Origin of the sequence: Nonomuraea sp. NPDC050680 (assembly GCF_040654555.1) — a bacterium.
Taxonomy (GTDB): Bacteria; Actinomycetota; Actinomycetes; order Streptosporangiales; family Streptosporangiaceae; genus Nonomuraea.
This window is the reverse complement of the sequence record NZ_JBFAIF010000004.1, coordinates 478,358-501,464: the sequence shown is the minus strand read 5'-3', so window position 1 is coordinate 501,464 and position 23,107 is coordinate 478,358. Positions and strand designations below refer to the sequence as shown.

At 70.2% G+C, this 23,107-nt stretch carries 26 protein-coding genes; 13 read left to right on the top strand and 13 right to left on the bottom strand.

What is annotated here, in order from left to right; all coding sequences use genetic code 11:
• Nucleotides 1-2 precede the first annotated feature (2 nt).
• The 3 genes from AB0H88_RS17995 to AB0H88_RS17985 form a co-directional block, all read right to left on the bottom strand.
• Nucleotides 3-1,214 carry an alpha/beta hydrolase gene (locus AB0H88_RS17995; protein ID WP_357645668.1) on the bottom strand — a complete coding sequence of 404 codons (1,212 nt, stop codon included), beginning with the start codon at nucleotides 1,212-1,214 and terminating at the stop codon, nucleotides 3-5.
• 73 nt (nucleotides 1,215-1,287) lie between these two features.
• Nucleotides 1,288-1,566, bottom strand: a complete 279-nt coding sequence (locus AB0H88_RS17990; protein ID WP_357645666.1) for a hypothetical protein — start codon at nucleotides 1,564-1,566, stop codon at nucleotides 1,288-1,290.
• A 29-nt stretch (nucleotides 1,567-1,595) separates the two neighbouring features.
• The gene (locus AB0H88_RS17985; protein WP_357645665.1) at nucleotides 1,596-3,353 is read right to left on the bottom strand and encodes a glycoside hydrolase family 75 protein; all 1,758 of its coding nucleotides are present in this window, start codon (nucleotides 3,351-3,353) and stop codon (nucleotides 1,596-1,598) included.
• 147 nt (nucleotides 3,354-3,500) lie between these two features.
• On the opposite strand from AB0H88_RS17985, the gene AB0H88_RS17980 reads away from it, so the two are divergent.
• A complete protein-coding gene (locus AB0H88_RS17980; RefSeq protein ID WP_357645663.1) occupies nucleotides 3,501-4,493 on the top strand; it encodes an acetylxylan esterase in 993 nt (330 codons plus the stop codon).
• A gap of 187 nt (nucleotides 4,494-4,680) precedes the next feature.
• Here the strand turns inward: AB0H88_RS17980 and AB0H88_RS17975 are convergent, their stop codons facing one another.
• Entirely contained in the window at nucleotides 4,681-4,968 is a 288-nt protein-coding gene (locus AB0H88_RS17975) for an iron-sulfur cluster biosynthesis family protein (protein ID WP_357645661.1), read from the bottom strand.
• 123 nt (nucleotides 4,969-5,091) lie between these two features.
• Between AB0H88_RS17975 and fxlM the strand changes: the two genes are divergently transcribed.
• The 3 genes from fxlM to AB0H88_RS17960 are packed head-to-tail and all read left to right on the top strand — an operon-like array spanning nucleotide 5,092 to nucleotide 7,346.
• Nucleotides 5,092-6,249, top strand: coding sequence for a methyltransferase, FxLD system (gene fxlM / locus AB0H88_RS17970; RefSeq protein ID WP_357645659.1), 1,158 nt, complete (start codon nucleotides 5,092-5,094; stop codon nucleotides 6,247-6,249).
• A 27-nt stretch (nucleotides 6,250-6,276) separates the two neighbouring features.
• Nucleotides 6,277-6,873: a TetR/AcrR family transcriptional regulator gene (locus AB0H88_RS17965; protein ID WP_357645657.1), complete on the top strand. Its 597-nt coding sequence runs from the start codon at nucleotides 6,277-6,279 to the stop codon at nucleotides 6,871-6,873.
• On the top strand, nucleotides 6,870-7,346 hold the full coding sequence (locus tag AB0H88_RS17960) for a DUF6653 family protein (RefSeq protein WP_357645655.1): 477 nt from the start codon (nucleotides 6,870-6,872) through the stop codon (nucleotides 7,344-7,346). Before AB0H88_RS17965 ends, AB0H88_RS17960 begins: the two co-directional genes overlap by 4 nt.
• A gap of 9 nt (nucleotides 7,347-7,355) precedes the next feature.
• Here AB0H88_RS17960 and AB0H88_RS17955 read toward each other — a convergent pair whose 3' ends face one another.
• The 3 genes from AB0H88_RS17955 to kduI are packed head-to-tail and all read right to left on the bottom strand — an operon-like array spanning nucleotide 7,356 to nucleotide 9,679.
• Complete coding sequence (locus AB0H88_RS17955) at nucleotides 7,356-8,123, bottom strand: IclR family transcriptional regulator (RefSeq protein WP_357645653.1); 768 nt, start codon at nucleotides 8,121-8,123, stop codon at nucleotides 7,356-7,358.
• 14 nt (nucleotides 8,124-8,137) lie between these two features.
• A complete protein-coding gene (locus tag AB0H88_RS17950; RefSeq protein ID WP_357645651.1) occupies nucleotides 8,138-8,869 on the bottom strand; it encodes an SDR family oxidoreductase in 732 nt (243 codons plus the stop codon).
• A gap of 3 nt (nucleotides 8,870-8,872) precedes the next feature.
• Nucleotides 8,873-9,679, bottom strand: a complete 807-nt coding sequence (gene kduI, locus AB0H88_RS17945; protein ID WP_357645649.1) for a 5-dehydro-4-deoxy-D-glucuronate isomerase — start codon at nucleotides 9,677-9,679, stop codon at nucleotides 8,873-8,875.
• 87 nt (nucleotides 9,680-9,766) lie between these two features.
• Between kduI and AB0H88_RS17940 the strand changes: the two genes are divergently transcribed.
• Complete coding sequence (locus AB0H88_RS17940) at nucleotides 9,767-11,413, top strand: L-lactate permease (protein ID WP_357645647.1); 1,647 nt, start codon at nucleotides 9,767-9,769, stop codon at nucleotides 11,411-11,413.
• Nucleotides 11,414-11,496: 83 nt separating this feature from the next.
• Here AB0H88_RS17940 and AB0H88_RS17935 read toward each other — a convergent pair whose 3' ends face one another.
• Together AB0H88_RS17935 and AB0H88_RS17930 are read right to left on the bottom strand one after the other, a co-directional pair.
• On the bottom strand, nucleotides 11,497-12,099 hold the full coding sequence (locus AB0H88_RS17935) for a copper resistance protein CopC (protein WP_357645645.1): 603 nt from the start codon (nucleotides 12,097-12,099) through the stop codon (nucleotides 11,497-11,499).
• Nucleotides 12,096-12,707, bottom strand: coding sequence for a hypothetical protein (locus AB0H88_RS17930; protein ID WP_357645643.1), 612 nt, complete (start codon nucleotides 12,705-12,707; stop codon nucleotides 12,096-12,098). The genes AB0H88_RS17935 and AB0H88_RS17930 overlap by 4 nt, the downstream gene beginning before the upstream one ends.
• 85 nt (nucleotides 12,708-12,792) lie before the next feature.
• Here AB0H88_RS17930 and AB0H88_RS17925 point away from each other — a divergent pair, with 85 nt between their 5' ends.
• Nucleotides 12,793-13,011 carry a hypothetical protein gene (locus AB0H88_RS17925; RefSeq protein ID WP_357645641.1) on the top strand — a complete coding sequence of 73 codons (219 nt, stop codon included), beginning with the start codon at nucleotides 12,793-12,795 and terminating at the stop codon, nucleotides 13,009-13,011.
• Between the two features lie 50 nt (nucleotides 13,012-13,061).
• On the opposite strand, the gene AB0H88_RS17920 is transcribed toward AB0H88_RS17925, so the two are convergent.
• Both AB0H88_RS17920 and AB0H88_RS17915 read right to left on the bottom strand, forming a co-directional pair.
• Entirely contained in the window at nucleotides 13,062-14,132 is a 1,071-nt protein-coding gene (locus AB0H88_RS17920) for a PQQ-dependent sugar dehydrogenase (RefSeq protein WP_357645639.1), read from the bottom strand.
• A gap of 155 nt (nucleotides 14,133-14,287) precedes the next feature.
• Nucleotides 14,288-16,762: a glycoside hydrolase family 3 N-terminal domain-containing protein gene (locus AB0H88_RS17915; RefSeq protein WP_357645637.1), complete on the bottom strand. Its 2,475-nt coding sequence runs from the start codon at nucleotides 16,760-16,762 to the stop codon at nucleotides 14,288-14,290.
• A 647-nt stretch (nucleotides 16,763-17,409) separates the two neighbouring features.
• Here AB0H88_RS17915 and AB0H88_RS17910 point away from each other — a divergent pair.
• The gene (locus tag AB0H88_RS17910; protein WP_357645635.1) at nucleotides 17,410-18,081 is read left to right on the top strand and encodes a lytic polysaccharide monooxygenase; all 672 of its coding nucleotides are present in this window, start codon (nucleotides 17,410-17,412) and stop codon (nucleotides 18,079-18,081) included.
• A 201-nt stretch (nucleotides 18,082-18,282) separates the two neighbouring features.
• Nucleotides 18,283-18,903: a pentapeptide repeat-containing protein gene (locus AB0H88_RS17905; protein WP_357645633.1), complete on the top strand. Its 621-nt coding sequence runs from the start codon at nucleotides 18,283-18,285 to the stop codon at nucleotides 18,901-18,903.
• 83 nt (nucleotides 18,904-18,986) lie between these two features.
• Here the strand turns inward: AB0H88_RS17905 and AB0H88_RS17900 are convergent, their stop codons facing one another.
• Together AB0H88_RS17900 and AB0H88_RS17895 are read right to left on the bottom strand one after the other, a co-directional pair.
• On the bottom strand, nucleotides 18,987-19,265 hold the full coding sequence (locus AB0H88_RS17900; protein WP_357645631.1) for a hypothetical protein: 279 nt from the start codon (nucleotides 19,263-19,265) through the stop codon (nucleotides 18,987-18,989).
• Nucleotides 19,266-19,430: 165 nt separating this feature from the next.
• Nucleotides 19,431-19,634, bottom strand: coding sequence for a hypothetical protein (locus tag AB0H88_RS17895; RefSeq protein WP_357645629.1), 204 nt, complete (start codon nucleotides 19,632-19,634; stop codon nucleotides 19,431-19,433).
• A 21-nt stretch (nucleotides 19,635-19,655) separates the two neighbouring features.
• Here AB0H88_RS17895 and AB0H88_RS17890 point away from each other — a divergent pair, with 21 nt between their 5' ends.
• The 5 genes from AB0H88_RS17890 to AB0H88_RS17870 all read left to right on the top strand — a co-directional run bounded on the left by AB0H88_RS17890 (nucleotide 19,656) and on the right by AB0H88_RS17870 (nucleotide 22,991).
• On the top strand, nucleotides 19,656-20,540 hold the full coding sequence (locus AB0H88_RS17890; protein WP_357645627.1) for an FAD-dependent oxidoreductase: 885 nt from the start codon (nucleotides 19,656-19,658) through the stop codon (nucleotides 20,538-20,540).
• A 326-nt stretch (nucleotides 20,541-20,866) separates the two neighbouring features.
• A complete protein-coding gene (locus AB0H88_RS17885) occupies nucleotides 20,867-21,505 on the top strand; it encodes an SDR family oxidoreductase (RefSeq protein WP_357645625.1) in 639 nt (212 codons plus the stop codon).
• A gap of 100 nt (nucleotides 21,506-21,605) precedes the next feature.
• Complete coding sequence (locus AB0H88_RS17880; protein WP_357645623.1) at nucleotides 21,606-22,037, top strand: MarR family winged helix-turn-helix transcriptional regulator; 432 nt, start codon at nucleotides 21,606-21,608, stop codon at nucleotides 22,035-22,037.
• A gap of 90 nt (nucleotides 22,038-22,127) precedes the next feature.
• Nucleotides 22,128-22,475, top strand: coding sequence for a nuclear transport factor 2 family protein (locus AB0H88_RS17875; RefSeq protein WP_357645621.1), 348 nt, complete (start codon nucleotides 22,128-22,130; stop codon nucleotides 22,473-22,475).
• A gap of 261 nt (nucleotides 22,476-22,736) precedes the next feature.
• Nucleotides 22,737-22,991, top strand: a complete 255-nt coding sequence (locus AB0H88_RS17870) for a hypothetical protein (RefSeq protein ID WP_357645619.1) — start codon at nucleotides 22,737-22,739, stop codon at nucleotides 22,989-22,991.
• The last annotated feature ends 116 nt before the right edge of the window (nucleotides 22,992-23,107 follow it).

Below are 23,107 nucleotides of genomic sequence, written 5' to 3'. Positions count from 1 at the left end.
CGTCAGCGGGGGCCCAGGTAGCCGGGTGGCGGGCCCCCGCCGTCGTAGGTCCGCACCGGGCGGCCCGCCAGGAAGGCGCGCAGCACGTTCAGATAAGGCTTGCCCCGGTATGAGCCGGCCGCCAGGTAGGCGAGCTCGGCCCGGGGGAGGGCGGCGCGGTAGTCGGCGGCGGCCGACCAGGTCCGCCGGTCGTGGACGCCCTTGACGATCAGGGCGGGCACGGTCGATGCCGCCAGGCTCCGGCGCAGGCCGTCCGGGGCGGCGCGCTGGGCCAGGCTGGCGTAGCCGCTGCCGTAGGCGGCCTCCACCTCGCGGTCTCCGGCGAAGGCGTGCGCGGCCCGGGGGTCGGCCCGCAGGAGCGTGTAGACCGCGAGGAGCCGCGGCGACAGCGGGCGCGTGCGGGCGAGGAGGGAGGCCGCCTCCGAGATCAAGGGGGAGGACGTTGAGGGGGAGGACGTCTCCGGAGGGCTGAGGGGTGTCTCTGAGGGGTCGAGCGGGGCCGGGGAAGTGAGGACGGCCTTGGCCACCTGGTCCGGGTGCTCCGCCAGGTAGGCGGCGGCCAGCCGGGCGCCGTAGTCGTGGCCGATCAGGATCAGCCGCCGGGCGCCGATCTCCTGCCGTACCGCCTCCAGGTCGGCCACGTCCCGGGGCAGGCCATACCCTCGCGGGTCCGTCAGCCGCGCGGACCGGCCCGCGCCCAGCTGGTCGTAGGCGTACACGGTGTAGCCGTCGGCGGTCAGCCCGGCCAGGAACGCCGAGTCGCCCGCCAGGTCGGCCGTACCCGGCCCGCCGTGCAGGAACACCACCGGATCCGGTCGCGTGGCCCGCTTGGGCGCCAGCCGTACGTAGGCCAGCTCGGAGCCCGTCGCCAGCCGCCACTCCCGCTGCCCGGCCACGGCGGGCAGCGGGGCGGAGGCGTCCGGTGGGGCGTGCAGGGTGGCGGCCGTGACCTGCCAGACCACGGCGGCCTCCACCGACAGGATGACCAGGGCCCGCAGCCAGCGCCCCCAGGCCGGGCGCGGTCTCGGCACACACAGCAGCAGGCCGAGGAAGAACACCGACGCGAACACCGCGAGCCCCGTGACGGCGAAGACGTCCGGCGGGGCGCCGATCGTCGCCATGCCGGCCAGCGCCGCCAGGCCCGCGATCGGCGAGAGCGCCAGGATCGCGAGCCCTGTCAGCAGCCGACCGGCCCGTCTGGCGAGAGCACGCACAGGGCGAAACTATCCCAAACCACCCGTACGGACGGCCGAAACCGCCAACGGCGCCCCATATTGATGCCCCAGATCAGGAGAGCGAGTGGCCCAGCCGGAGCCGGAGGTGGCCGTCGCGTGGCGCCATCTCCCGCACCGCCCACAGCCGTTCCTGTACGACGGTGCCCCGGCCGGTCACGTATCCGCCCACCCGGAGCACCGGACGCCCGATGTCGTCGCTCAGGAGCCGCGCCCGCGACTCCGCGTCGTCGTCGCCGAACACCAGCAGGAAGTCGACCGGATCGGCCGGGGCGTCGAGGATGAGGCCGGGGGAGAGGTGGGATTCCGGGATCCTGATCACGTGATAGTTCACCCGGACGCCTCTACCCCGGCCGCGCGGTTTCAGTTGTTGTTGAGGAACTGCTGGGCGAGCGTCCTGCCCAGGGTGGTGGCCTGGGTGTGGTTCTCGATGGTCGAGACCTTGGTGCCCGAGCCGGTGAACACGATGTACGTCACGCCGGTGTCGGTGCCGCCGTTGCTCGGGTCGGGGTTGATGCCCAGGTCGGCGGCCGTACGGTAGGACGCCTCCCCGATGATGCCCGTCGGGCCGGTATCACCCATGACGGCGTACTCCACTTGGCCGTTGTAGACGATCGCCACCACCGTCCCGCAGCCGATGCCCTTGGTCCGGTAGTCCCAGATGCTGCTGGCGCTGGGCACGACCATGTAGGCGAGCTGCGCGGCGTTGAGCGGCCCGCCGGAGCTGGTCTGGCAGAACGTCTCGTTCTGGAAGCAGCAGTCGGTGTCCTCGTTGCACTGCGTCGTGCGTACGCCGTCGCAGTCGATGTCCATGTCTCCCTTCCAGAACACCGCGCCGGTCTTCTCGCACACCGCCACCGTCGCCGTGCTGACGTCGGAGTCGGTCTTGTACTTGCCGTTGGAGATCTGGCTGCACGCCGTGACCTTGGCCAGCAGCTGGTCGGCCGTAGGCCCGGTGGTGCCGCCGGTGGCGGTGCCGGTGACCGTGGCGCTGTGGCCCGACTCGTTGCCCGCCGAGTCGACGGCGGTGACCGTGTAGCTGTGGGTGGAGCCGGAGGTCAGGCCGCTGATCGTGGCGCTGGCCGTCGGCGAGGTGGCCACCACGGTGGTGCCCTCGTAGACCTTGTAGCCGCTCACGCCGACGTTGTCCGTGGAGTCGTTCCAGGCCAGCGAGATGCTGCCGGCCGAGGTGCCGGTCACGCGGGGACTGGCGGGCACGCTCGGCGCCTGGCCGTCCGGGCCGCCGGAGCCGCTGACGGACAGCCGGTCCACGTTCGGGCCGCCGTTGGCGGAGGTGCCGGTCGCGCGGATGGTGTTGACGCCGGCGTTCAGGGTGACCGTGACACTGCCGTCGGTCCAGGTGTCCCAGTTGCCGGTGCCGGGGAAGGCCACCCCGGCGGCGGCCACGGAGCCGTTGACCGAGATGTCCATCGGCCGGGTCGCCGTGGTGCCGTTGGCGTACCGGAAGGTCAGGGTGTGGGTGCCCGCGTCGGCGACGCTGACGCTCCACTCGATGTACCCGCCGACGGCGTTGACGTAGTCGACGAAGCCGGTGCCGGTGTAGCCGGTGTGGTTGGTCGCCACGCTGGCCTCCGACAGGGTGGCCGCCTCCGCCTGGTACTCGTTGGCGGGGGCGTCGGCGACCGTGGCCTCCAGGTAGTCGAGGTTCGGGTTGCCGCCCGTGTTCGTCGAGGTGACGCGGATCGTGTTGTCACCCGCGTTCAGCGTCGCGGTGAGCGTGGAGGTGGCCCAGGTGTTCCAGTTGGCGGTGGTGCCGAAGGAGCGGCCGGCCGAGACGACGGTGCCGTTCACCGAGACGTCCGCGGTGCGCGCCGACGTGGTGCCGTTGGCGTAGCGGATGGCCAGCGTCGCGGTGCCGGCCGTGGGGGCGTTGACCGTCCACTCGGTGTAGGGGCCCACGACGTTGTCGCCGTTGACGAAACCGGTGCCGGAGAAGCCGGTGTGGTTGGCCTCGACGACGCCCTGGGCGACGGTGGCGTTCTCGGCCTCGTAGCGGACCGTGGCCGCCCGCGCGGGCAGAGCGGTCAGGGTGGCGGCCAGGAGGGTGAGGAGGGGGAGCAGGATCAGCGGGCGTAAGCGAGCCCGAGCTGGAGAGTGCACGGCTGGCCCTTCTGCCGAATTCGTTAGGAAGGCTTCCTAACAACTGCAGATGGCACCACTCCGTCAAAGCACAGTCAACCCCGTAGAGGGGCCCAAATAGCGCGTACGACACCAGATGCGATGAAATGGCTCCACCCTCTACGAAGGTTGGAGACCTACGTGGCCCTGTTCGACCTGCCGCTTGAGCAGCTCCGTTCCTACCTCCCCGACCGTGACGAGCCCGCCGACTTCGACGACTTCTGGACACGCACGCTCGCGGAGGCGCGCGAGTTCGACTCGGCGGCCGAGTTCACTCCCTACGACCTGCCGCTCGCCTCGGTCGAGGTGTACGACGTCTCGTTCGCGGGATGGGGCGGCCATCGCATCAACGGCTGGTTCCTCGTGCCGCGCGGTGTGGAGGGGCCGGTGCCGTGTGTGATGCACTACATCGGCTACAGCGGCGGCCGCGGCTTCCCGCACCACCACCTGACGTGGCCGGCCGCGGGTTACGCGGTGTTCGTGATGGAGACCCGGGGTCATGGCGGTGCCAACCCGGGCAGCCCCGGCGTGACCGGCGACCCGTACGGCGGCGACAACGCCCAGGCCCCCGGCATGATGACCCGTGGCATCCTCGACCCCGACCAGTACTACTACCGGCGGGTCTTCACCGACGCGGTCCGCGCGGTCGACGTGGCCGCCGCGCACCCGGCCGTAGACGCCTCGCAAATCGTCGCCTCGGGCGGTAGTCAGGGTGGCGGCATCGCGCAGGCGGCCGCCGCGCTGCACCCGGCGATCAAAGCGGCGCTGATCGACGTGCCGTTCCTGACGCACTTCCGCCGGGCCGTGGAGATCACCGACCGGGACCCGTACCAGGAGATCGTCCGCTTCCTGTCCACCCGGCGGGAGAGCGCCGACCAGGTGTTCCGCACGCTGTCGTACTTCGACGGCGTGAACTTCGCCGCCCGCGGGCAGGTGCCCGCGCTCTACTCGGTGGCGCTCATGGACCAGGTCTGCCCGCCGTCCACGGTCTTCGCCGCCTACAACCACTGGCGTGGGCCGAAGGAGATCAGCGTCTGGCCCTGGAACGGCCACGAGGGCGGCGGCGGCTTCCAGAACGAGGAGCAGATCCGCTACCTGCACAAGCTGCTCGCCGGCGCCTGACGAACCACTGGTCCGGTACAACCTGACGAACCACTGGTCCGGTACAACCTGACGAACCACTGGTCCGGTACAACCTGACGAACCACTGGTCCGGTACAACCTGACGAAAGGTGAGTCCGGTCGTACCGGACCGGTGGTGGTCCGTGTTTCAGTCGGCCTGGCCGCTCACCAGGCCGATGAGGCCCGTCTAGATGGGCTGGTCGGTCACCAGGAAGGACACGGAGCCCTGGTCGTCCGCTCCCGCGTCCAGAGACTTGTCCTCCAGGACGGTCGCGGCCACCGGGTCGAGGTACACCCGCGCGCCCTCGGCCTCGACGACTTCGTCGGCCGGCTCCGGCGCGGTGGCCAGGGACAGGGTCAGCGAGCTCGAGCCCTCGCCCTGGGACGAGATGCGGATACCGCTCTGCGCAGGCTCGGGCGCGGCCGCGGTCAAGTCGCGAATCGCCTGGGCTGCGTTGTTTGTCAGGGTGAGCACTACGGCTCCTCCTCACGATCGACGTACATGAACTGCCTGCCCTTCCCCCATTGAGCCGGTCAAACCTCCTGACTCGAATTCTTTGCCAGGCATTCTTGCCCGCTCGCGGGAATCATGTCGGGTATGGAGTTCGACGAGTACCGCGAGGCCATGGTCGCCCAGCTGCTCGAGCGCGGGGAGGTGAGCGGGCGGGTCGCGGAGGCGTTCCGGCTGGTCCCGAGGCATCGGTTCCTGCCGGACTTCGACCCGGAGGCGGCCTACCGGGACGAGCCCATCGTCACCAAACGCGACGAGGAGGGCCGGCCCATCAGCTCCTCCTCACAGCCCGCGATCATGGGCATCATGCTCGACCAGCTCGACGTCCGGCCCGGCCACCGGGTGCTGGAGATCGGCGCGGGCACCGGCTACAACGCCGCCCTGCTCGCGCACCTGGCCGGGCCGGAGGGCCGGGTGGTCAGCGTCGACATCGACGCCGACGTGGTCGCGGCGGCGCGGCGGCATCTCGACGCCGCCGCCTATCCCGAGGTGGCCGTCGAGTGCGCCGACGGCGCGGCCGGCTTCCCGGGGGAGGCGCCGTACGACCGGGTGATCGCCACCGTCGGCGTGTGGGACCTGGCCCCGGCCTGGCTGGAGCAACTGGCGCCCGGCGGCCGGCTCGTGGTGCCGCTCGACCTTCGCGGCGTGCAGGTGTCCGTGGCCATGGAGGACGCCGGTGACCACTGGTCCAGCCGGTCGGTGGAGCCCTGCGGCTTCATGCGCATGCGCGGCCCCTCCGCCGGGCCCGAGGTCACGCTGATGCTGGACGGCGACGCCGACCTCGTGCTCACGCTGCCCGAGCCGCGCGAGGTGGGCGACGTCCTGGCGATGCTGGACGAGCCCGTCGCCGAGGTGGCCGCCGACGGTGTGGCGCCGCTGCCCCGCCTGTCGCTGATGGGCGGCGGGGTGGGCCTGTGGCTGGCGCTGCACGAGCCCCGCTGGGGGGCCTTGTCCGGGCGGCTGCGGTGGGCTCCGGTGACCACCCGGGGCTACGGCATGACGGTGGGCATCGTCGGCCGGGACGGTCTGGCCGTACTGGCGGCCGAGGAGGAGCTGCGCGCCCGCGGGTACGGGCCCGGCGGGGCGGCACTGGCGGCGCAGCTGATCGCGCACGTCCAGGCGTGGGACGCGGCGGGCCGCCCGGAAGCCTGCGACCTGCGGATCGACGCCTACCTCGGCCCGGCGCCGGAGGGCGCGGCCGTCATCGCCAAGCGGCACACCAGCCTGGTGCTAAGCTATGACTGAATATCCGAAACAGTCATAGGAGCATAGATGGCCGTGGCGTTCACGGCGGACGACCGGGCGCGCATCACCGCGCGGCTGCTCGACACCGCCGAAGAGCTCTTCGCCGCCCAGGGGCTGAAGAAGACCTCGCTCGATGAGCTGGTCGCCCCCTCGGGCATCGCGAAAGGCAGCTTCTACGCGTTCTTCGAGTCGAAGGAGGAGCTCTACAAGGAGGTCATGGTCCGCCGGGCGCCGCTGATGGGCAAGCTGCTGGCCGCCGCGCTCGACCGGCCGCCCAGTGTGGCGGCGCTGGCCGGCCTCATGCGGGGCATGGTCGAGGCGCTCACCACCGACCCGTTCTACCGGCGGCTGCTCACCCGCCCCGACGAGCTCGAGGCGGTGGCCCGCCGGGTCGGCCCCGAGGAGCTCGCCCGAGTAACCCCGCACCTGGTGACGCCGCTGATCGACTACCTCGCCCAGGGGCAGAGCGCCGGCGTCATCGTCGCGGACGTCCCGCCGGAGGTGCTGATGGGCGTGCTGCGCACCGCGGGCCTGCTGGTGGTCAACCGCGACAGGTACGGACCCGACTTCGAGCAAGTGCTCGAGGCCACCATCAACGCGCTGGCAAGGGGGCTCATCACATGAGTGTGCTGAAGAGATACGCGCGGGCCATAGGCATGACCGACGAGGCGTGGAAGCGGCACGCCAACCCGTGGAGCGTCTGGACCAGGTTCGCCGCGATCCCGCTGATGATGCTGGCCATCTGGAGCAGGACGTGGATCGGCTGGTGGTCCCTGGTGCCCGTGGCCCTGGTGGTGATCTGGCTGATCGTCAATCCGCACGCCTTCCCGGCGATCGAGCAGCCGACGAGCTGGACGGCCAAGGGCATCTACGGCGAGAAGATGTGGTTCCAGAACCGGTCGCTCGTGTCCGGCGATCATCGTAAGGTGCAGCGCCTGCTCATCGCGGTGGGGTTGGCCGGGTTCGCGCTGCTGGCCTGGGGCCTGGCCGCGCTGGAGGTGTGGCCCGCCGTCTTCGGCGCGACACTGATCGTGCTCGGCCAGCTCTGGCGCATCGACCGCCTCGGCCAGCTGTACGAGAGCCACAGGGCCGCCTGACCGGTCGGCCTAACGGGTCGGCAGCTCCATCGGCGCGCCCAGGGTGCGGGAGACCTCGTGGGCGGTGGCCGCGACCAGCGGGCCGAGCTCCTGGGCGTCCGCCACCGACAGCTCGTGGGTCAGCGTCGAGATGCTCACCCCGGCCACCACGTGCCCCGTGTGGTCGAAGACGGCCGCGGCGACGCAGCGGATGCCCGCCTCGTTCTCCTCGTCGTCGATCGCGAAGCCGCACTCCCGCACCTGGGCCAGGTGGCGGCGGAGCGCGGCCTGCGTGGTGATCGTGGCGGGCGTGCGCCTGGTCAGCCCGGTGCGGGTGGCGATGCCCGCCACCTCGTCGTCGGACATGGCCGCGAGCATCGCCTTGCCGATCGCGCTGGTGTGCAGCCACAGCGACATGCCGACGCGCGAGGGCATCTGGTAGGGCTTGCGGCCCTCCAGCTTGGCGGCGTAGACGGCCTCGTCGCCGTTGAGCACGGCCAGGTGCACGGTGTAGCCGGTCTGGTCGTGCAGGCGCTGCAGCACCGGCGAGGCCTGGCGTACGGGGTCGAAGCGGGCCAGCATCCGGCCGGCCAGTGTGAGGATCTTGGGACCCGGCAGGTAGCCGCCGGCGCCGTCGGGCCGGGCGAAGCCGTGTTCGGCCAGCGACTGCAGGATGCGGTGGGTCGTCGACTTGGGCAGGCCCGTCTCCGTCGCGATTTTCGTGACGCTCTCGTGCTCGGCGAGGGCCTCCAGCACCCAGAGCGCCTTGTCGATGGCGGTGCTCGGCCTGGGGTCCACCCGATCAAGCATACTCAGCGCGCCAGCCAGCCGCCGTCCACGACGAGCACGTGGCCGGTGACGTAGTCGGAGGCGCGCGAGGCGAGGAACACCGCCGCCCCCTCCAGGTCCGCGGGGTCACCCCAGCGCCCGGCCGGGATCCGCGACCGGATCTCCCGCTCGCGCCCCGAATCCTCCCGCAGGGCCGTGGTGACGTCGGTGGCGATGTAGCCGGGGGCGATGGCGTTGACCTGGGCGCCCCGTGGCGCCCACTCGTTGGACAGCGCCTTGGTCAGCCCGGCCACCGCGTGCTTGGCCGCCGCGTAGGACGCCACGTTGATCCCGCCCTGGAACGACAGCAGCGACGCGATCGAGATGACCTTCGTGGCGCCGTGCTCCAGCAGCGCCTGGCTGAGCACGTACACGGCGTCCACGTCGACGGCCATCACCCGCCGCCAGTCGTCCAGGCTGGTCGAGCCCCGGCTGATCGTGCCCGCGTTGTTGACCAGGATGTCCACCTCGCCCTGGCCCAGGACCGGCTCCAGCGCGGGCCTGATCGCGGCCGGGTCGCCCAGGTCGAGCACGAGCTTGCGTACCTCCGCGCCGAGCGGCTTCACCTGGCGCTCGGTCTCGTCGAGGTCGTCGCGATGGCCGTGCAGGATGAGGTCGGCCCCGGCCCGCGCGAGGCCGACCGCGATCGCCCGGCCGATCCCCGACCGCGCCCCGGTGACCAGCGCCGTCCGGCCGGTGAGCGAGAACAGCTCCATCCGTCACCGCATCTCCGTGATCGCGACCTGGTCCATGTCGTCGAACGCCTGGTTCTCCCCGGCCATCGCCCACACGAACGCGTAGCTGCGCGTGCCGAACCCGCAGTGCACCGACCAGCTCGGCGAGATCACCGCCTGCTCGTTGGCCACGACGAGGTTGCGGGTCTCGTCGGGGCGGCCCATCAGGTGCACGATCCGCTCGTCGCGCGGCAGGTCGAAGTACAGGTAGACCTCGGTACGGCGGTCGTGGGTGTGACACGGCATGGTGTTCCACATGCTGCCGGGCTCCAGCACGGTCACGCCCATGACGAGCTGGCAGCTGCGGATGCCGTCGAGGTGGATGTACTTGTAGATGGTCCGGTCGTTGGAGCCGTCGGCGCTGCCGAGCCGTACCGGATCCACGTCCTTCAGCCGCGCGTGCGTGGTCGGGAACCTCTCGTGCGCCGGCGCGGAGACCAGGTAGAACGTGCCGCGCTCGAACGTCACCTCGCGCGCGCCCCTGCCGATGTACAGGCAGTCCTTGGGGTCCAGTTCGTACGGCACGCCGTCGACCTCCACGGTGCCCGTCTCGCCGATGTTGATCACGCCCAGCTCGCGGCGCTCCAGGAAGTGCGCCGACCGCAGCGGATCGAACGCCCCCAGCCGGGCCTTCCCGCTCGGCCTGACCCCGGCGACGACCATCCGGTCCTGGTGGGTGTAGACACCGTCCACCTCCGGCCCGAACAGGCCCTCGACGAGGTAACGGGCGCGGAGTTCCGCGGTGCCGAAATGACGGATCTGGTCGGGGGCGGTGGCATGCCGTATTTCCATCTCTTCCCTCCGGTTGTTCGGCGTCCTACGATCCTAGACACGGAACACTGTTCTATCCAATGGAACGCCTAACCGTGGAGGCCCGCGGTGTACCAGCAGAACTTCAATCCCACCGGCTCCTTATGGCTGTCCGCCCTCCTGGCCGCCCTGCCCCTGCTCGCGGTGCTGGTGCTGTTGGGCGTCTTCAAGTGGAAGGCGCACTGGGCGGGCATCTCCGGCCTGGTCGTCGGCTTCCTGATCGCGATCCTGCCCTTCGCGTACGGCATGCCGCTCACACAGGCGCTCGACTCCGCCCTGTACGGCGCGGCCAGGGCGGTGCTGCTGATCCTGTGGATCACGTTCAACGCCATCTGGATCTACAAGATGACCGAGCGCAGCGGCCACTTCGCGGTGCTGCGCCGGGCCTTCCAGGGCATCAGCGACGACAAGCGGATCACCGCCATTGTCATCGCGTTCTCGTTCGGCGCGCTCATCGAGGCCCTGGCCGGCGGCGGCTCACCGATCGCCATCTGCGCGGTCATGCTCATCGCGCTCGGCTTCGAGCCGATGCGCGCCGCGGTCATCGCGCTCATCGCCAACACCGCGCCCGTCGCCTTCGGCGGCATGGGCAACCCGATCACCATCCTGGGCAGCGTCACCGAGCTGCCGCCCGAGCCGTTCGGCGCGATGGCGGGCCGGCAGACCGCGTTCATCGCGCTGCTCGTGCCGTTCATCCTGGTCTTCGTCGCCGACGGGCGGCGCGGCCTGCGCCAGGCGTGGCCCGCCGCGCTCGTCGCCGGGCTCAGCTTCGGTGCCACGCAGATCCTGATGTCCCAGGTCAACTACCTGCTCACCGACATCGCGGCGGCTCTGGTCTCGGCGATCGTGCTGGTCGCGTTCGGCAAGATCTGGAAGCCGGCCGAGACGGTCAGGTTCACCCCGAGTCCCACGCCGATCGCGGGCGGGTCCGTGGACGACCCGGCGTTCGTCCGCACCCACGGCCGCCCCGGCGGTGACACCACCGGCGACAAGATCGCGGCCTTCGCCCCGTACGCGATCATCATCGCGCTGTTCTCCATCGCGCAGATCCCCGCGATCAAGACCTACCTCGCCGGCTTCACCGTCAAGCCCGCCTGGCCCGGGTTCGACCTGGCGAATCCGGCGGGCAAGGCCGTGCCCGTGGTCTACGAACTGCCGTGGGCCTCGCACCCGGGGACGCTGCTGTTCGTCTCCGGGCTGCTCACACTCCTCGTGCTGCGGATCAACCCGGCCTCGGCACTGGCCACCTACGGGGCCACGATCCGGCAGTTCGGCTGGGCCATCGTCACCATCCTGTCGGTCTTCGCCCTGGCCTTCGTCATGCAGTTCTCGGGGCAGATCCAGACGCTCGGGCTGTTCCTGGCGGGCGCGGGCGCGTTCTTCGCGTTCCTGTCACCGCTCGTCGGCTGGTTCGGCGTCGCGATCACCGGTACGGACGCGGGCGCCAACGCCCTGTTCGCCAAGCTCCAGACCACCGCGGCGGGCCAGCTGAACATCCCGCCGGAGCTGTTCGGCGCGGCCAACAGCGCCGGCGGGGTCATGGGCAAGATGATCTCGCCCCAGAACCTGGCCATCGGCACGGCCGCGGTCGGCCTGGTGGGGGAGGAGGGCAACCTGTTCCGCCGGGTGATCGGCTGGAGCGCCGTGCTGCTGCTCATCCTCTGCGTGCTGGTGTTCCTGCAGTCGACGCCGGTGCTGGGGTGGATGGTTCCCTGACACCGGGTGGGTCGGCTACGCCCAGCCGATACGTCCGGCAGCCCGGCCGGTACGTCTACGGTCCGGCAGCCCGGCCGGTACGTCTAGGGTCCCGCCGGTACGTCCGGCTGCTCCGCCGGTGTGGTCGGCTGACCGGCCGGGCCGTCGGGGCTGTCCGGGCCGCTGGGGCCGCTGGTTCGTCTGGCCAGCAGCCAGACCGCCAGGCCGGCCACCACCAGCGCGGCGAGTCCGCCCCAGAGCCAGCCAGGGATGCCGCCCCCGCCCTGCGCCGCAGCGGCAGGTCGGGTGCTCTCCGCCGAGGTGGCGGGTGCGGCCGGGGCGGCTTCGGTGGCGGACGCCGTCGCGCCGGTGGCGGCGCCCTTCACGGTGAAGGGGATCTCGCCCTCGATCGGGTGGCCGTCGGACGAGACCACCCGCCAGGCGATGACGTACGGGCCGCCCGCCAGCTGGGTGGGCACGGCGGTCCGCACCTTGGGGCCGTCGGCCTGCGGCTCGCCGAGCTGGATCGTCTTGCCGGCGGCGGTGCGCAGCACCACCAGCGGGAAGCGGACGCGTGAGGAGTACTCCAGCTCGATCGTCTGGACACCGGAGACGGTGGCGTTCCTGGCCGGTGAGCTGCTCTTGAGGCTGTCGTGGGCGAGGGCGGCGGGCGCGGTGGCGGACAGGAACAGCCCGCACCCGATCACCGCCAGGAGGGTTCTGCGAAGAAAGGTTGGGCGAACAAGCGTTGGGCGAAGAAGGATAGGCAAGGTGAACTCCATGACGAGGGAAGTGTTGGCGATTCGGTGACTCCCCTCGTGGGAGGTCCTCTGCGTGGCTCCGCGGTCACGATCTGGACCGTGATCGACGTGCTCAGCGGCGCCCGCGCCGGAGCCCGGCACAGCGGAGCGGGGGCGGGAACCGGGCGAAGCGGGCGCGGCAGGGCGAGCCGGGGACGGCCCGACAGGCGCAGCATGAGCCAGAACGCGCTCTCGCCCCGATACAGCCACCAGCCCGTCAGCACGGCGATCGTCAGGTGCACCAGCGGCATGCCCACGGTCAGATGCGCGTGCCCGCTGCTGGGCGCGGTCACCCCGAACAGCTGATGCAACAATGCCTGCGTGCCGACCGTGGCGCCGAACACCACCTCGGGTCCGCGCTCGCGCCCGCCCAGGACGTACGCCAGGCCGAGTGCGCCCAGCCCGCCCAGGACCATGACGCCGGGCGCGACCGCCGCGCCGCCCGCGAAGGCATGCCCGGCCGCCGTCACGGCGGCACACGCCACCGCGAAGACAATGGCTCGGGCGAGGCGCATGCGCCCATCCTTCCAGCCTTCGGGCACGCACAACCTACTTGCCAGACATATGTACGGCCGGAGGGGCTGTATCTACTGTTGAAGCATGTGCGATCTGAGTCAGCAGGAAAGCCGGAACCTCAGCGACACCCTGAGCAAGATCAACAGCCTGGCGGGGCAGGTGGAGACACACCGATCGAGCATCGAGCAGACCGCGTACATGGACCACGAGAACCTGGCCGCCCTCCTCTCCGACCTGGAGCGCCAGGTGGGCTCCGCCCGGGCCTGGGTGGTGGCCAAGCCCCAGGAGCACGCCGGACACTGACGTGAGCCGAGCCGACCGGCGTGCCTCAGGGTGTGGCCTCAGGGTGTGCCTCAGGGCGTGCCGGTGGGCGGAATGCGGATGATGCGGTCGTCCTGGGCCACCGGGGCGCCGCGCCCGTCGCGGTTGCTCGTCGTCACCCACAGCCATCCGTCCGGCCCCACCGCGGCCGCGCGCAGCCGCCCGTAGGCGCCCCGGAGCTCGGCGACCGGGGTCCCGGCCCCGCCGCCGCCCGTCAGAGGGACGGTCCACAACCGGGTCCCGCCCAAGGCGGCCGCGAACAGCGTGTCGTTGGCGTAGGCGAGCCCGCTCGGCGACGCCTCGGCCGTCGACCACGTGACGATCGGGTCGCGGAAGGAGGGGTTGCCGCAGACGCCCTCGCAGGTGGGCCAGCCGTAGTTGCCGCCCGCGACGATCCGGTTGACCTCGTCCCGGGTGTTCTGGCCGAACTCGGTGGCGTACATCCTGCCCTGCGCGTCCCAGGCCAGGCCCTGCACGTTGCGGTGGCCGTAGCTGTAAACCCGGGAGCCGCCGAAGGGATTGTCCGGCGGGACGCCGCCGCTCGGCGTCATGCGCAGGATCTTGCCCGCCGGGGTGTTCAGGTTCTGTGCGTTGGCGGTGTTGCCGGCGTCGCCGGTGCTCACGTACAGCTGGCCGTCGGGGCCGAAGGCGATGCGGCCACCGTTGTGGTTGGCGGCCCGCGGCACGCCCGAGAAGAGGACATTCTGGGTCTGCGGCGCGTTCAGCCGGAACCGTACCAGCCGGTTGTCGTTGCTCGTGCTGAAGTAGGCGTAGACCCATTGATCCTGGGCGTACGTCGGCGACACGGCGATACCGAGCAGCCCGCCTTCGCCGGAGGCGGCGACCCCGTTGACGGTGGCCACCCGGACCGGGGCCTGTCCCGGGCGTACCTGGAGAATCCTGGCGGTGCCGCGCTCGGAGACCAGCGCGCTGCCGTCGGGCAGGAAGGCCAGCCCCCACGGCACCTGGAGGCCGGTGGCGGACACCTGCGCCCGGGAGTAGTCGAAGCCGCCGATCGCCTGCGCGGCGGTGGGGGTCGTGACTACGAGCCCCACGACGGCTAAGAGAATCATGATCAGGGACGGGGTCGTTCGCACGCGCATGGCGGGCTCCTTGACCGATCTGTCGAGATCATTGTCAATGACGGGAGACTCGTACCCTATGCAGTTTTCGACGCGTCAACAATGATCTGATCCGTCACCTATCGCGGCCCCGGCCCCGCGAGCTGCGCGTTCGGCCGCCCCCGGCGATGTAATTTTCAAGGTCCGAGGGCGGTCTTCAACGCGCAGGTGTAGCCGGATGGCAGGTGGGTGTCCCCGGCCGGCCGACTGGCCTGGAAGCCGAAGGAGGCGCTCGCGCCGGGCGCGAGTGTCCCGTTGTGCGCGGCGTTGCCCGCCGTGGCGGCCTGGCCGCTCACCGTCAGAGAGGCGTTCCACGACCCGGTGATCTGATGGCCGGACGGCGATGTGAAGGTGACGCCCCAGCCGTTCGTGGCGCTCGTGCCGGTGTTGGTCACCGCCACCTGGATGACGTACCCGGTGCTCCACTGGCTCTGCACCGTCGCGGTGACCGTGCAGCCGCCCGTCCCGCCGTCGGCGCGCGTGGTCACGGCGACCGTCCCCGAGCGCGGCGAGCGGTTGCCGGCGGCGTCCTTGGCGTAGACGGCGAAGGTGTGGGACGTGCTCGCGGCCAGGCCGGTGACGGTGGCCGTGGTGGTCGCGGCCGTGGCCACCGTGGTCTCACCCGTCGGCTGCACGCGGACCACGTCGTAGCCGGTCACGCCCACGTTGTCGGACGAGGCGGACCACGACAGGCTCGTGGACGAGGAGGTGATCTCGGAGGCGACCGGCGTGCCGGGCGCGGTGGGCGGGCTGGTGTCGTCCTGCGCCTGTCCGTACGTCAGGCCGAAGCCGTACGGGAACAGCGGGGTCTTGCCGTCGCCCGCGTTGATCGGCTGCTGGGAGGCGCTGCTCATCCAGGTCACGGGCAGCTTGCCGGTGGGCTGCACCGTGCCGAACAGGACGTCGGCCACGCCCTGGCCCTCGGTGCCCGGCAGCCAGGCGGCCACCAGGGCGTTCCAGCCGGGCAGCTGGGCCGCGATGTCGAGGGGGCGCCCCGAGACCAGCACGACCACCACGGGCACCCCGGCCGCGCGCAGGGTCGCGATGGTGTTCAGGTCGGTGGTGTCCAGGCCCAGGCCGCCTGGACGGTCGCCTTGGCCCTCGGCGTACGGCGTTTCGCCGACCACGGCGATCGCCACGCGATAGGAGCCGTCGATGCCGCTGCCGTCGCGGCTGTAGGTGACGGTCGTGGCCGAGCCCGCGCTGTTCCTGATGCCCTGCAGGATGGTGGTGCCGGGGGTGATGGCGCCGGAGGAGCCCTGCCAGGAGATCGTCCAGCCGCCGCTCTGGTTGCCGATGTCGTCCGCGCTCTTGCCCGCCACGAAGATCTTGCCACTCCGGGCGAGCGGCAGGATGTTCCCGCCGTTCTTCAGCACGACCTGCGACTTGGCCACCGCCTCGCGAGCCAGGGCGCGGTGCGCCGAGTTGCCGACGGTCGCGGTGTAGGACCGGTCGGTCAGCGGTTTCTCGAACAGGCCGAGCTCGAACTTCTTCGTCAGGACGCGCCGCACCGCGTCGTCGACCCGGGCCGTGGTCACCCGGCCCGCCTGCACCTCGCCCCGCAGCAGGTCGATGAACCGCCGCCAGGCCGTGGGAACCATCACCATGTCGATGCCGGCGTTCACGGCCGTGCGTACGTCGAGCGCGGAGGTACCGGCGGCGCCGTCGATCTGGTCGATGCCGTCCCAGTCGGAGACCACGAAGCCGGAGAAGCCCAGCTCCCCCTTGAGTACAGTGGTGATCAGGTACTGGTTCCCGTGCAGCTTGGCGCCGTTCCAGCTGCTGAACGAGATCATCACCGAGCCCACCCCGCGCTCCACCGCGGCCTTGAACGGCGGCAGGTGGATCGCCCGCAGGTCGGCCTCGGACAGCTGGGTGTCGCCCTGGTCCACGCCGCCCGTGGTGCCGCCGTCGCCGAGGTAGTGCTTGGCCGTGGCCAGCACGGAGGCGGGGCCGTTCAGCACGGCGCCCTGCAGGCCGGTCACGATCGTGGCCATGGACGAGGCCAGCTCGGGCGTCTCGCCGAAGGACTCGTACGTGCGCCCCCATCGGTCGTTGCGTGCCACGCACAGGCAGGGCGCGAAATCCCAGTCCACGCCGGTGCCGGAGACCTCCTCGGCCACGGCCCGGCCGACCCGCTGTGCCAGCGCGGGGTCCCGGGTCGCGCCGAGCCCGATGTTGTGCGGGAAGATCGTGGCACCGACGACGTTGTTGTGGCCGTGCACGGCGTCGACGCCGTACAGGATGGGGATGCCCAGCGGCGTGGCCAGGGCTCCGTTCTGGAAATTGTCGTACATGTCCGCCCAGGACGCGGCCGTGTTCGGGGACGGCCCGGACCCGCCGCCCGACAGCACCGAGCCGAGCCGGTACGTCGTGACGTCGGCGGCGCTGACCGAGCCGCGCTCGGCCTGCGTCATCTGGCCGAGCTTCTCCTCCAGCGACATCCGGCCCATCAGGTCGGCCACCCGGGTCGGCACGGGCAGGCTCGGGTCCTGGTACGGGTAGGCGGCCGACGCGAAAACGGCCGGCCCGGCGCCCGTACCCGGCCCCCCGGTAACGCCCAGCACGGCGACGACCAGCAGCGTCACGGCCGCCCGCGCCGTCCATCTCATGCTCGCGTTTCTCATGGCCCGCCATTCTTGGTCAATGCTTCGAGATCGATAGGGGAAGCGCTTGGGAGCGCTCCCAATATCGACTCTAAGCCACCGTTCCGCCATTTCCGTGGCCGCCCACCACGCCACCCCGGCCCGCCTGCGACACCAGCGGAAACAGGCGAGATCGGGTGAAACTTTCACGTGGCACTTCCGGCGGCCCGATACGCGGCGCAGGCCGTTTGCCACGGCACGGACAAGACGCCCCGTCGCTTTCATCTGCCCCACGTCGACCACCAGCGACCAGTTTCAGGCCGCGATGTTCTGGTCCCTCCTGTCACGCTGCTTGCGGACGCGCCATTGTCTAGGTGGCCAATTCTGGGAAAAGGAAAACTTGCCGAAGACAGTCATGAAGCTTTTTATGACTCTTCTTCCCGGGCCGCGAAGAGGGGGTGTCGTCGGCGGCTGAAACTTTCAACCAACTCGTCACATCACGCGCTCATGCCTTTTCGCTGCTCGCCCCCCGAATCGACTGCGGCACGCCTACGGGCGGCGAACATGTTGACTCTCATCTGTCATTGTCTTCACTTTTGCAGTCATCTACTGTCGCCGCCATGCAGGAGCGCTCCCAATAACCGAGACCCCCACCGGAACATGGAGACCGCACCATGCCCCACGCCCGAGTCCGTACACCGCGCTGGGCGCTCCGCGCCCTGGCCCTACTGCTGTTCGCGGCGACGCTCTACGCCATCCCGCTGGCCGGCACCGCTTCAGCGCATGGATCCGTCGTCGACCCGGCATCCCGCAACTACGGTTGCTGGCTGCGCTGGGGCAGCGACTTCCAGAACCCCGCCATGCAGCAGCAAGACCCCATGTGCTGGCAGGCATGGCAGGACAACGCGAACGCCATGTGGAACTGGAACGGGCTCTACCGCGACAACGTCGGCGGCAACCATCAGGCGGTCATCCCCAACGGCCAACTGTGCAGCGCGGGCCAGACCCAAGGCGGCCGCTACCGGTCCATGGACACGCCAGGCGCGTGGACCATGACGAACCTCGGCGCTACCTTCAACATCCGCCTGAACGACCAGGCCAGCCATGGCGCCGACTACATCAGGGTCTACATCACCCGCCAGGGTTACAACCCCACGACCACCGCCCTGGGCTGGAACCACCTGGAACTGGTCCGCGAGACCGCCAAGTACGCGCCCAGTCAGACGTACATGATCAATAACCTGACCGCGGGCGGACGCACCGGCCGCCACGTCATCTACACCATCTGGAAAGCCTCGCACATGGACCAGACGTACTACTTCTGCAGCGACGTCAACTTCACCTGAGCCCCCACTTCCGCCGGTTCCCCCGGTCCTGTTACGCGGCTGGCGCGGCGGATTCTGTCGGTGGCGCGTGGGAGGCTCGCGGGGACGCGGAAGGAGGGCTTGCGTGGAAGCCCGCACAGACGGTCCGATGGGCTGGATGGCAGAGCAGGCCGAGGCAGGGGAGTTGCCGGTGGTCGTCGTCGAGCCGATGGGGGCCGCCAGATGACGGCCGACCGCAAGCGCGGCCATTCAGCGCCCCAGGCCGCCACGACGGTCCGCTCGGCCGACTGGGACGGTCGCGAGCTGGCCCAGGAGACCTATCACCAGGTCCGGTTCGTCGACGTGGACATGACGGAGCTGACCAACACCGGATCCGTCTTCGAGGAGTGCACGTTCAGCAACGTCCGTTTCAACGTGTCCGTGCACGAGGACGCGATGTTCCTCAACTGCACGTTCTCGCGGTGCTCGTTCTTCGACGCGACGTTCAAGGCTTGCAAGCTGACGGGCAGCATGTTCGACGGCTGTTCTTACGGGCTGCTGAAGGTCGAGGGCGGCGACTGGTCGTTCGCCGGTCTGTCCGGCGCCGACCTGCGGGGGAGCGCCTTTCACGGGGTACGGCTGCGCGAGGCCGACCTGACGGGTGCCCGGCTGGAGAAGGCCGAGGTGTTACGGAGCGATCTTTCCGGGGCTCTGCTTCACGGCGCGGACCTTACGGGCTGCGATCTGCGGGGCAGTGATCTGTCCGACCTGGACCCGGCGACGGTCACGCTGAAGAAGGCGATCATCGACTCCTTCCAGGCGACCGTCGTGGCCACCGCACTGGGCTTCGACGTCCGCGCTTGACGCGCTCCTGGGATAGTGCCCCTGTGGCGGTCACCCTCATGGGTGGCCGAGCAACCTAATACCGCCATGGCGTGGAATGTCGCCTAGGTCAAGCGGCAATAGTCCCCGGTCAGGTCCCCGTTCCACGAGAAGACGCTGGGGCAGTAGTAGGTGCCCTGGGCTGCACCGAACCTGATGACGACGATGACCTGGTAGTAGCCCGAGCCGCTGCACGTCCAGCCGTTCAGCTTGTACGAGTCGCCGTTCGGAGTGCGGGCGCCGGAAAAGCATTCGTGTGATCCGTCCGCGCGGGCGGGGGCGGCGATCATGGCCACGGCCAGCAGGGCGGCGCCGACCGTGGCGGCGAGGCGTTTGAGGGGCATGCCCTGACCGTAGAAGCGACCTGCGGGGTGGCCCAGATGCGGTTTGCCATCGTGAGGCGTGGATTCTTCACAGCGTGAGCCGTGCGGTCGCACCACTGCTCGTCAGATCGGGCTTGCGGTTTCAGGCTCCCTCCGGTCCGCTGTAGTCGGTGGTGGCATAAACCTTCAGGGCCGGATCTTGTCCGCGGGCGTGGTCGAGCTGACCGGCGACGACGGCGTCCCGGTCACGTTGACGGCCCGGCATGCGGTGGTCATCGCGACCTGAAGCGGCGCGCTGCTGCCGGACCTCCGCGGTTTGCGCGAGGCCGCGCCGTGGACCAGCCGGGAGGCGGCCGCCGCGAGCGCGGTCCCCGGCCGGTTCGCCGTCATCGGTGGTGGCGTGGTGGCGTGGTGGCGTCGGAGATGGCCACCGCCTTCGCCGCCCTGGGGTCCTCGGTGACGATGCTGGTTCATGACGGTGTGCTGCCGCTGGCCGAGCCGTTCGCCGGCGAGCGGATCACCGAGTCGTTATGGGAGGCCGGTGTGTCGGTACGCCTCGGCGCGGAGGCCGCATCGGTGCACAGCGACGAGGCCGGAACGGTGCACATCACGATGACCGACGGCGAGCAGGTCGAGGCCGACGATGTTCTGGTGGCGATCGGCCGGACACCGAACACCCAGGACATCGGTCTCGGCGCGGTTGGCCTGACGCCGGGTGCCTGGCTCACGGTGGACGACACGCTGCGCGTGGTCGGGGAGGACGGGACGCCGATCGGTGGCGGGTGGCTGTACGCCGCCGGTGACGTCAACCGGCGAGTGCTGCTGACCCACCAGGGCAAATACCAGCCCCGCGCGGTCGGCGACGTCATCGTGGCGCGGGCGAAGGGCGAAGCGGTCGAGGACGGCCGCTGGGGCCGGCACCTGGCCACGGCCGACGAGCGCGCGGTGCCCCAGGTGGTCTTCACCGAACCGGAGATCGCGTCGGTGGGGCTGACCGTGGCGGCGGCCGAGGCCGCCGGGACACGGATCCGCGTCGTCGACTACGACCTGGGCGCCGTCGCCGGATCCGCCCTGCACGCCGACGGATACCGGGGGCCACGCCCGCATGGTCGTCGACGAGGACCGAAAGTGATCGTCGGCTGCACGCTCGTGGGTCCGGACGTCGCGGAACTGCTGCACGCCGCGACGATCGCGGTCGTCGGCGAGGTTGCGCTGGACCGGCTGTGGCACGCGGTTCCGGCGTACCCCACGGTCAGCGAGGTGTGGCTGCGGCTGCTGGAGGCGTACGGCCGCTGACTGTCCGGGCGCGTGCTGGTCCATCTCATCGAATGGATCTTCACCCGCCTCCGCAACGGCATTGCCAAGGACAGGACCCGGTAGAGGCCGGCCACCCGCATCGTGTTCTGCTCGTCATGGGTGCGGTGGCCGGGCGTAGTAGCGCAGTGCGGCGAACTAGGACTCGATCCAGTTCGGCCATGAGCCGTAGGTGGGCCCGCACGGCCGTTCGCGGCCGGGCTTCGCCCAAGAGCATCATCGACTGACACGAGTGCGCGAGCGCCGTCTCTCTGATTTGACCGGTGAGTGGGCATTCACTCACTATGGGCGGGAGCTGAGGAGGCCCCATGAAGCTGACGATCTTCGGAGCTACCGGAGGTACTGGCATCGAGCTGCTTCGCCAGGCCCTCGCCGCCGGGCATGAGGTGACCGCGGTGGTCCGCGATCCCCGGCGGCTGCCCGCCGACCTGCCGTCCGGCCTCGACATCGTCCAGGCCGACCTGATGGACCCGGACGCCATCGCGCCCGCCGTCAGGGATCGCGACGCCGTACTGTCCGCGATGGGTTCCGGCGGTCGGGGGCCCACCACGGTGTACTCCGACAGCATCAGCGCCATCGCCACGGCGATGGCGCGAGGCCGCACGCGACGCCTGCTCATGACCAGCGCCAGCGGCTTGGTGGCCGACGCGGGCGACGGGGTGTTCGTCCGGTACGTGGTCAAGCCGCTCATCGTGCAGCGGCTCTTCAAGAACTCCTACGCCGACCTCCGGGAGGCCGAGCGGCGGCTGCGCGCGACGAACCTCGACTGGACCATCGTACGGCCGAGCCGCCTGACCGACCGCGGGCTGACGGGCCGCTACCGCACGGCGTGGGACACCAACCTCAGGGGCGGCCTCAGTACGACCCGCGCCGACACGGCCCACTGCCTGCTCGCCCTGGCCGCGGATCCCACGTCCGTGCACCACGCCGTTTCGGTGGCCTCTTGACGGCTCATACTCTTGATGAAGTCAAGAGTTGTTGATAGAAAGAGTAGAGGTGATCGCTCTTCCAGTGGGGACGGGGGTGCCGACGGTAGAGAGAGCACGTGTGGAGACTTCCGAAGACAGGTTCTTCCGCGAGTTGGGCGGTGCCTGCGGTGAGACGCGCCAGGCGTTCGCGCGGCATGTGGGGATGAGTTCGCCCAGACTGCAGCTGCTGATGCGGCTGTGGAGGAACGGGGAGACCAGCCACAGCGACCTGCGTCAGGGCCTGTCCCTCGATGGGGCGAGCGTCACCCGGCTGATCAAGGAGTTCGAGGCCGAGGGACTGGTCAGCCGTCGCATCGATCCGGCGGACAACCGTTACACCCTGGCCAGCCTGACATCCACCGGCGAGCGAGCGGCCGCCGACCTCGAGCGGTCTCACCAGGCATACCAGGTGCGGCTGCTCGACGGGATCAGCCCGCCCGAGCGGGAGACCGTGCTGCGCGCCCTGGAGCGCCTGCGCGCCAACATGGCCCGCATCGACCCGGTCGGCTGATGGCCCCTGATACCCACAAGAACCCGTGCAACCCACAAGAACCCGTGCAACCCACAAGAACCCGTGAAACCTCCAGAAAAGAGCAGGCAGATGATCGACGACGCGCGAGCTGTCGGGCAGCGCATGTACGAGGCGTTCAACGCCCATGACTTCGCGGCCGCCGAGACGATCTTCGCTCCGGATTTCGTCAGCCACCCGTTGGGCACGACTGGAGCCGAGAGCGTTGTCCGAGCGTGGACGCGCTTCCACGAGAGGTTCCCCGAGGTCCAGGTGATCGTCGAGGACATGCTCATCGACGGGGACAAGGTCGCCGTCCGCACGTCCCTGCACGGGCTCCCGGCCGATGTCGTCGAGCAGTCTCCACCGACGATGCTGGAGATCTTCCGGGTGCGAGACGGACGCATCGCCGAACTGTGGGGCCTGTCCGCGCTGAGATGATTCCAGAGTCCCTGACCGGTCGCGCGAGCCGATCGGCCGCATGAGGGGAACTCGCATGAGAGGGCGGTCTCGGGGCAGCAGGATGACGTGAACCCCGCACGGTACGACCCCGCGAACCTGGAACATCTCATCCGTCAAGAGTTAACCAACGCGGGGTTCACCGTTGAATCCCCGAAGCCGCCCAAGCCAAACGGGCCATCCGGGTCGTCGGGGCACCCGGGTGAAGGCGGTCTCAGCCTCCGGCGCGAGCCCGGTCGCGGGGTGGTCGTCTCGTGGGAGGCATCTCCCGATCTCGCCAAGGCCGACATGGTGAAGTACGAGACCATCCGCACCGCCGTACAGCTCGCCCTGCGCACGATCCTCGCGCAGGCCGGATTCCAGGTGGTCGGCGACTTCGGCGGCAACGAGATGCTCGTCATCACCGACCCCCTCGGTACGACGCCCGATGACCACTGGCCGCCCGGCCCGGTACCCGAGCGGAACCGGACAAGAGAGCCGGCTTCGGAACAGAACTGACTCAGCGCGCCCGGCGACCGGCCGCCCAAAAGATCGGCCCTCCCAAATACCAGCCGTTCCCAAGGGGGCCGGCCTCGGGCAGTCGGGCGGAACCTGTCCGTCAGTGCCGCCCCTTG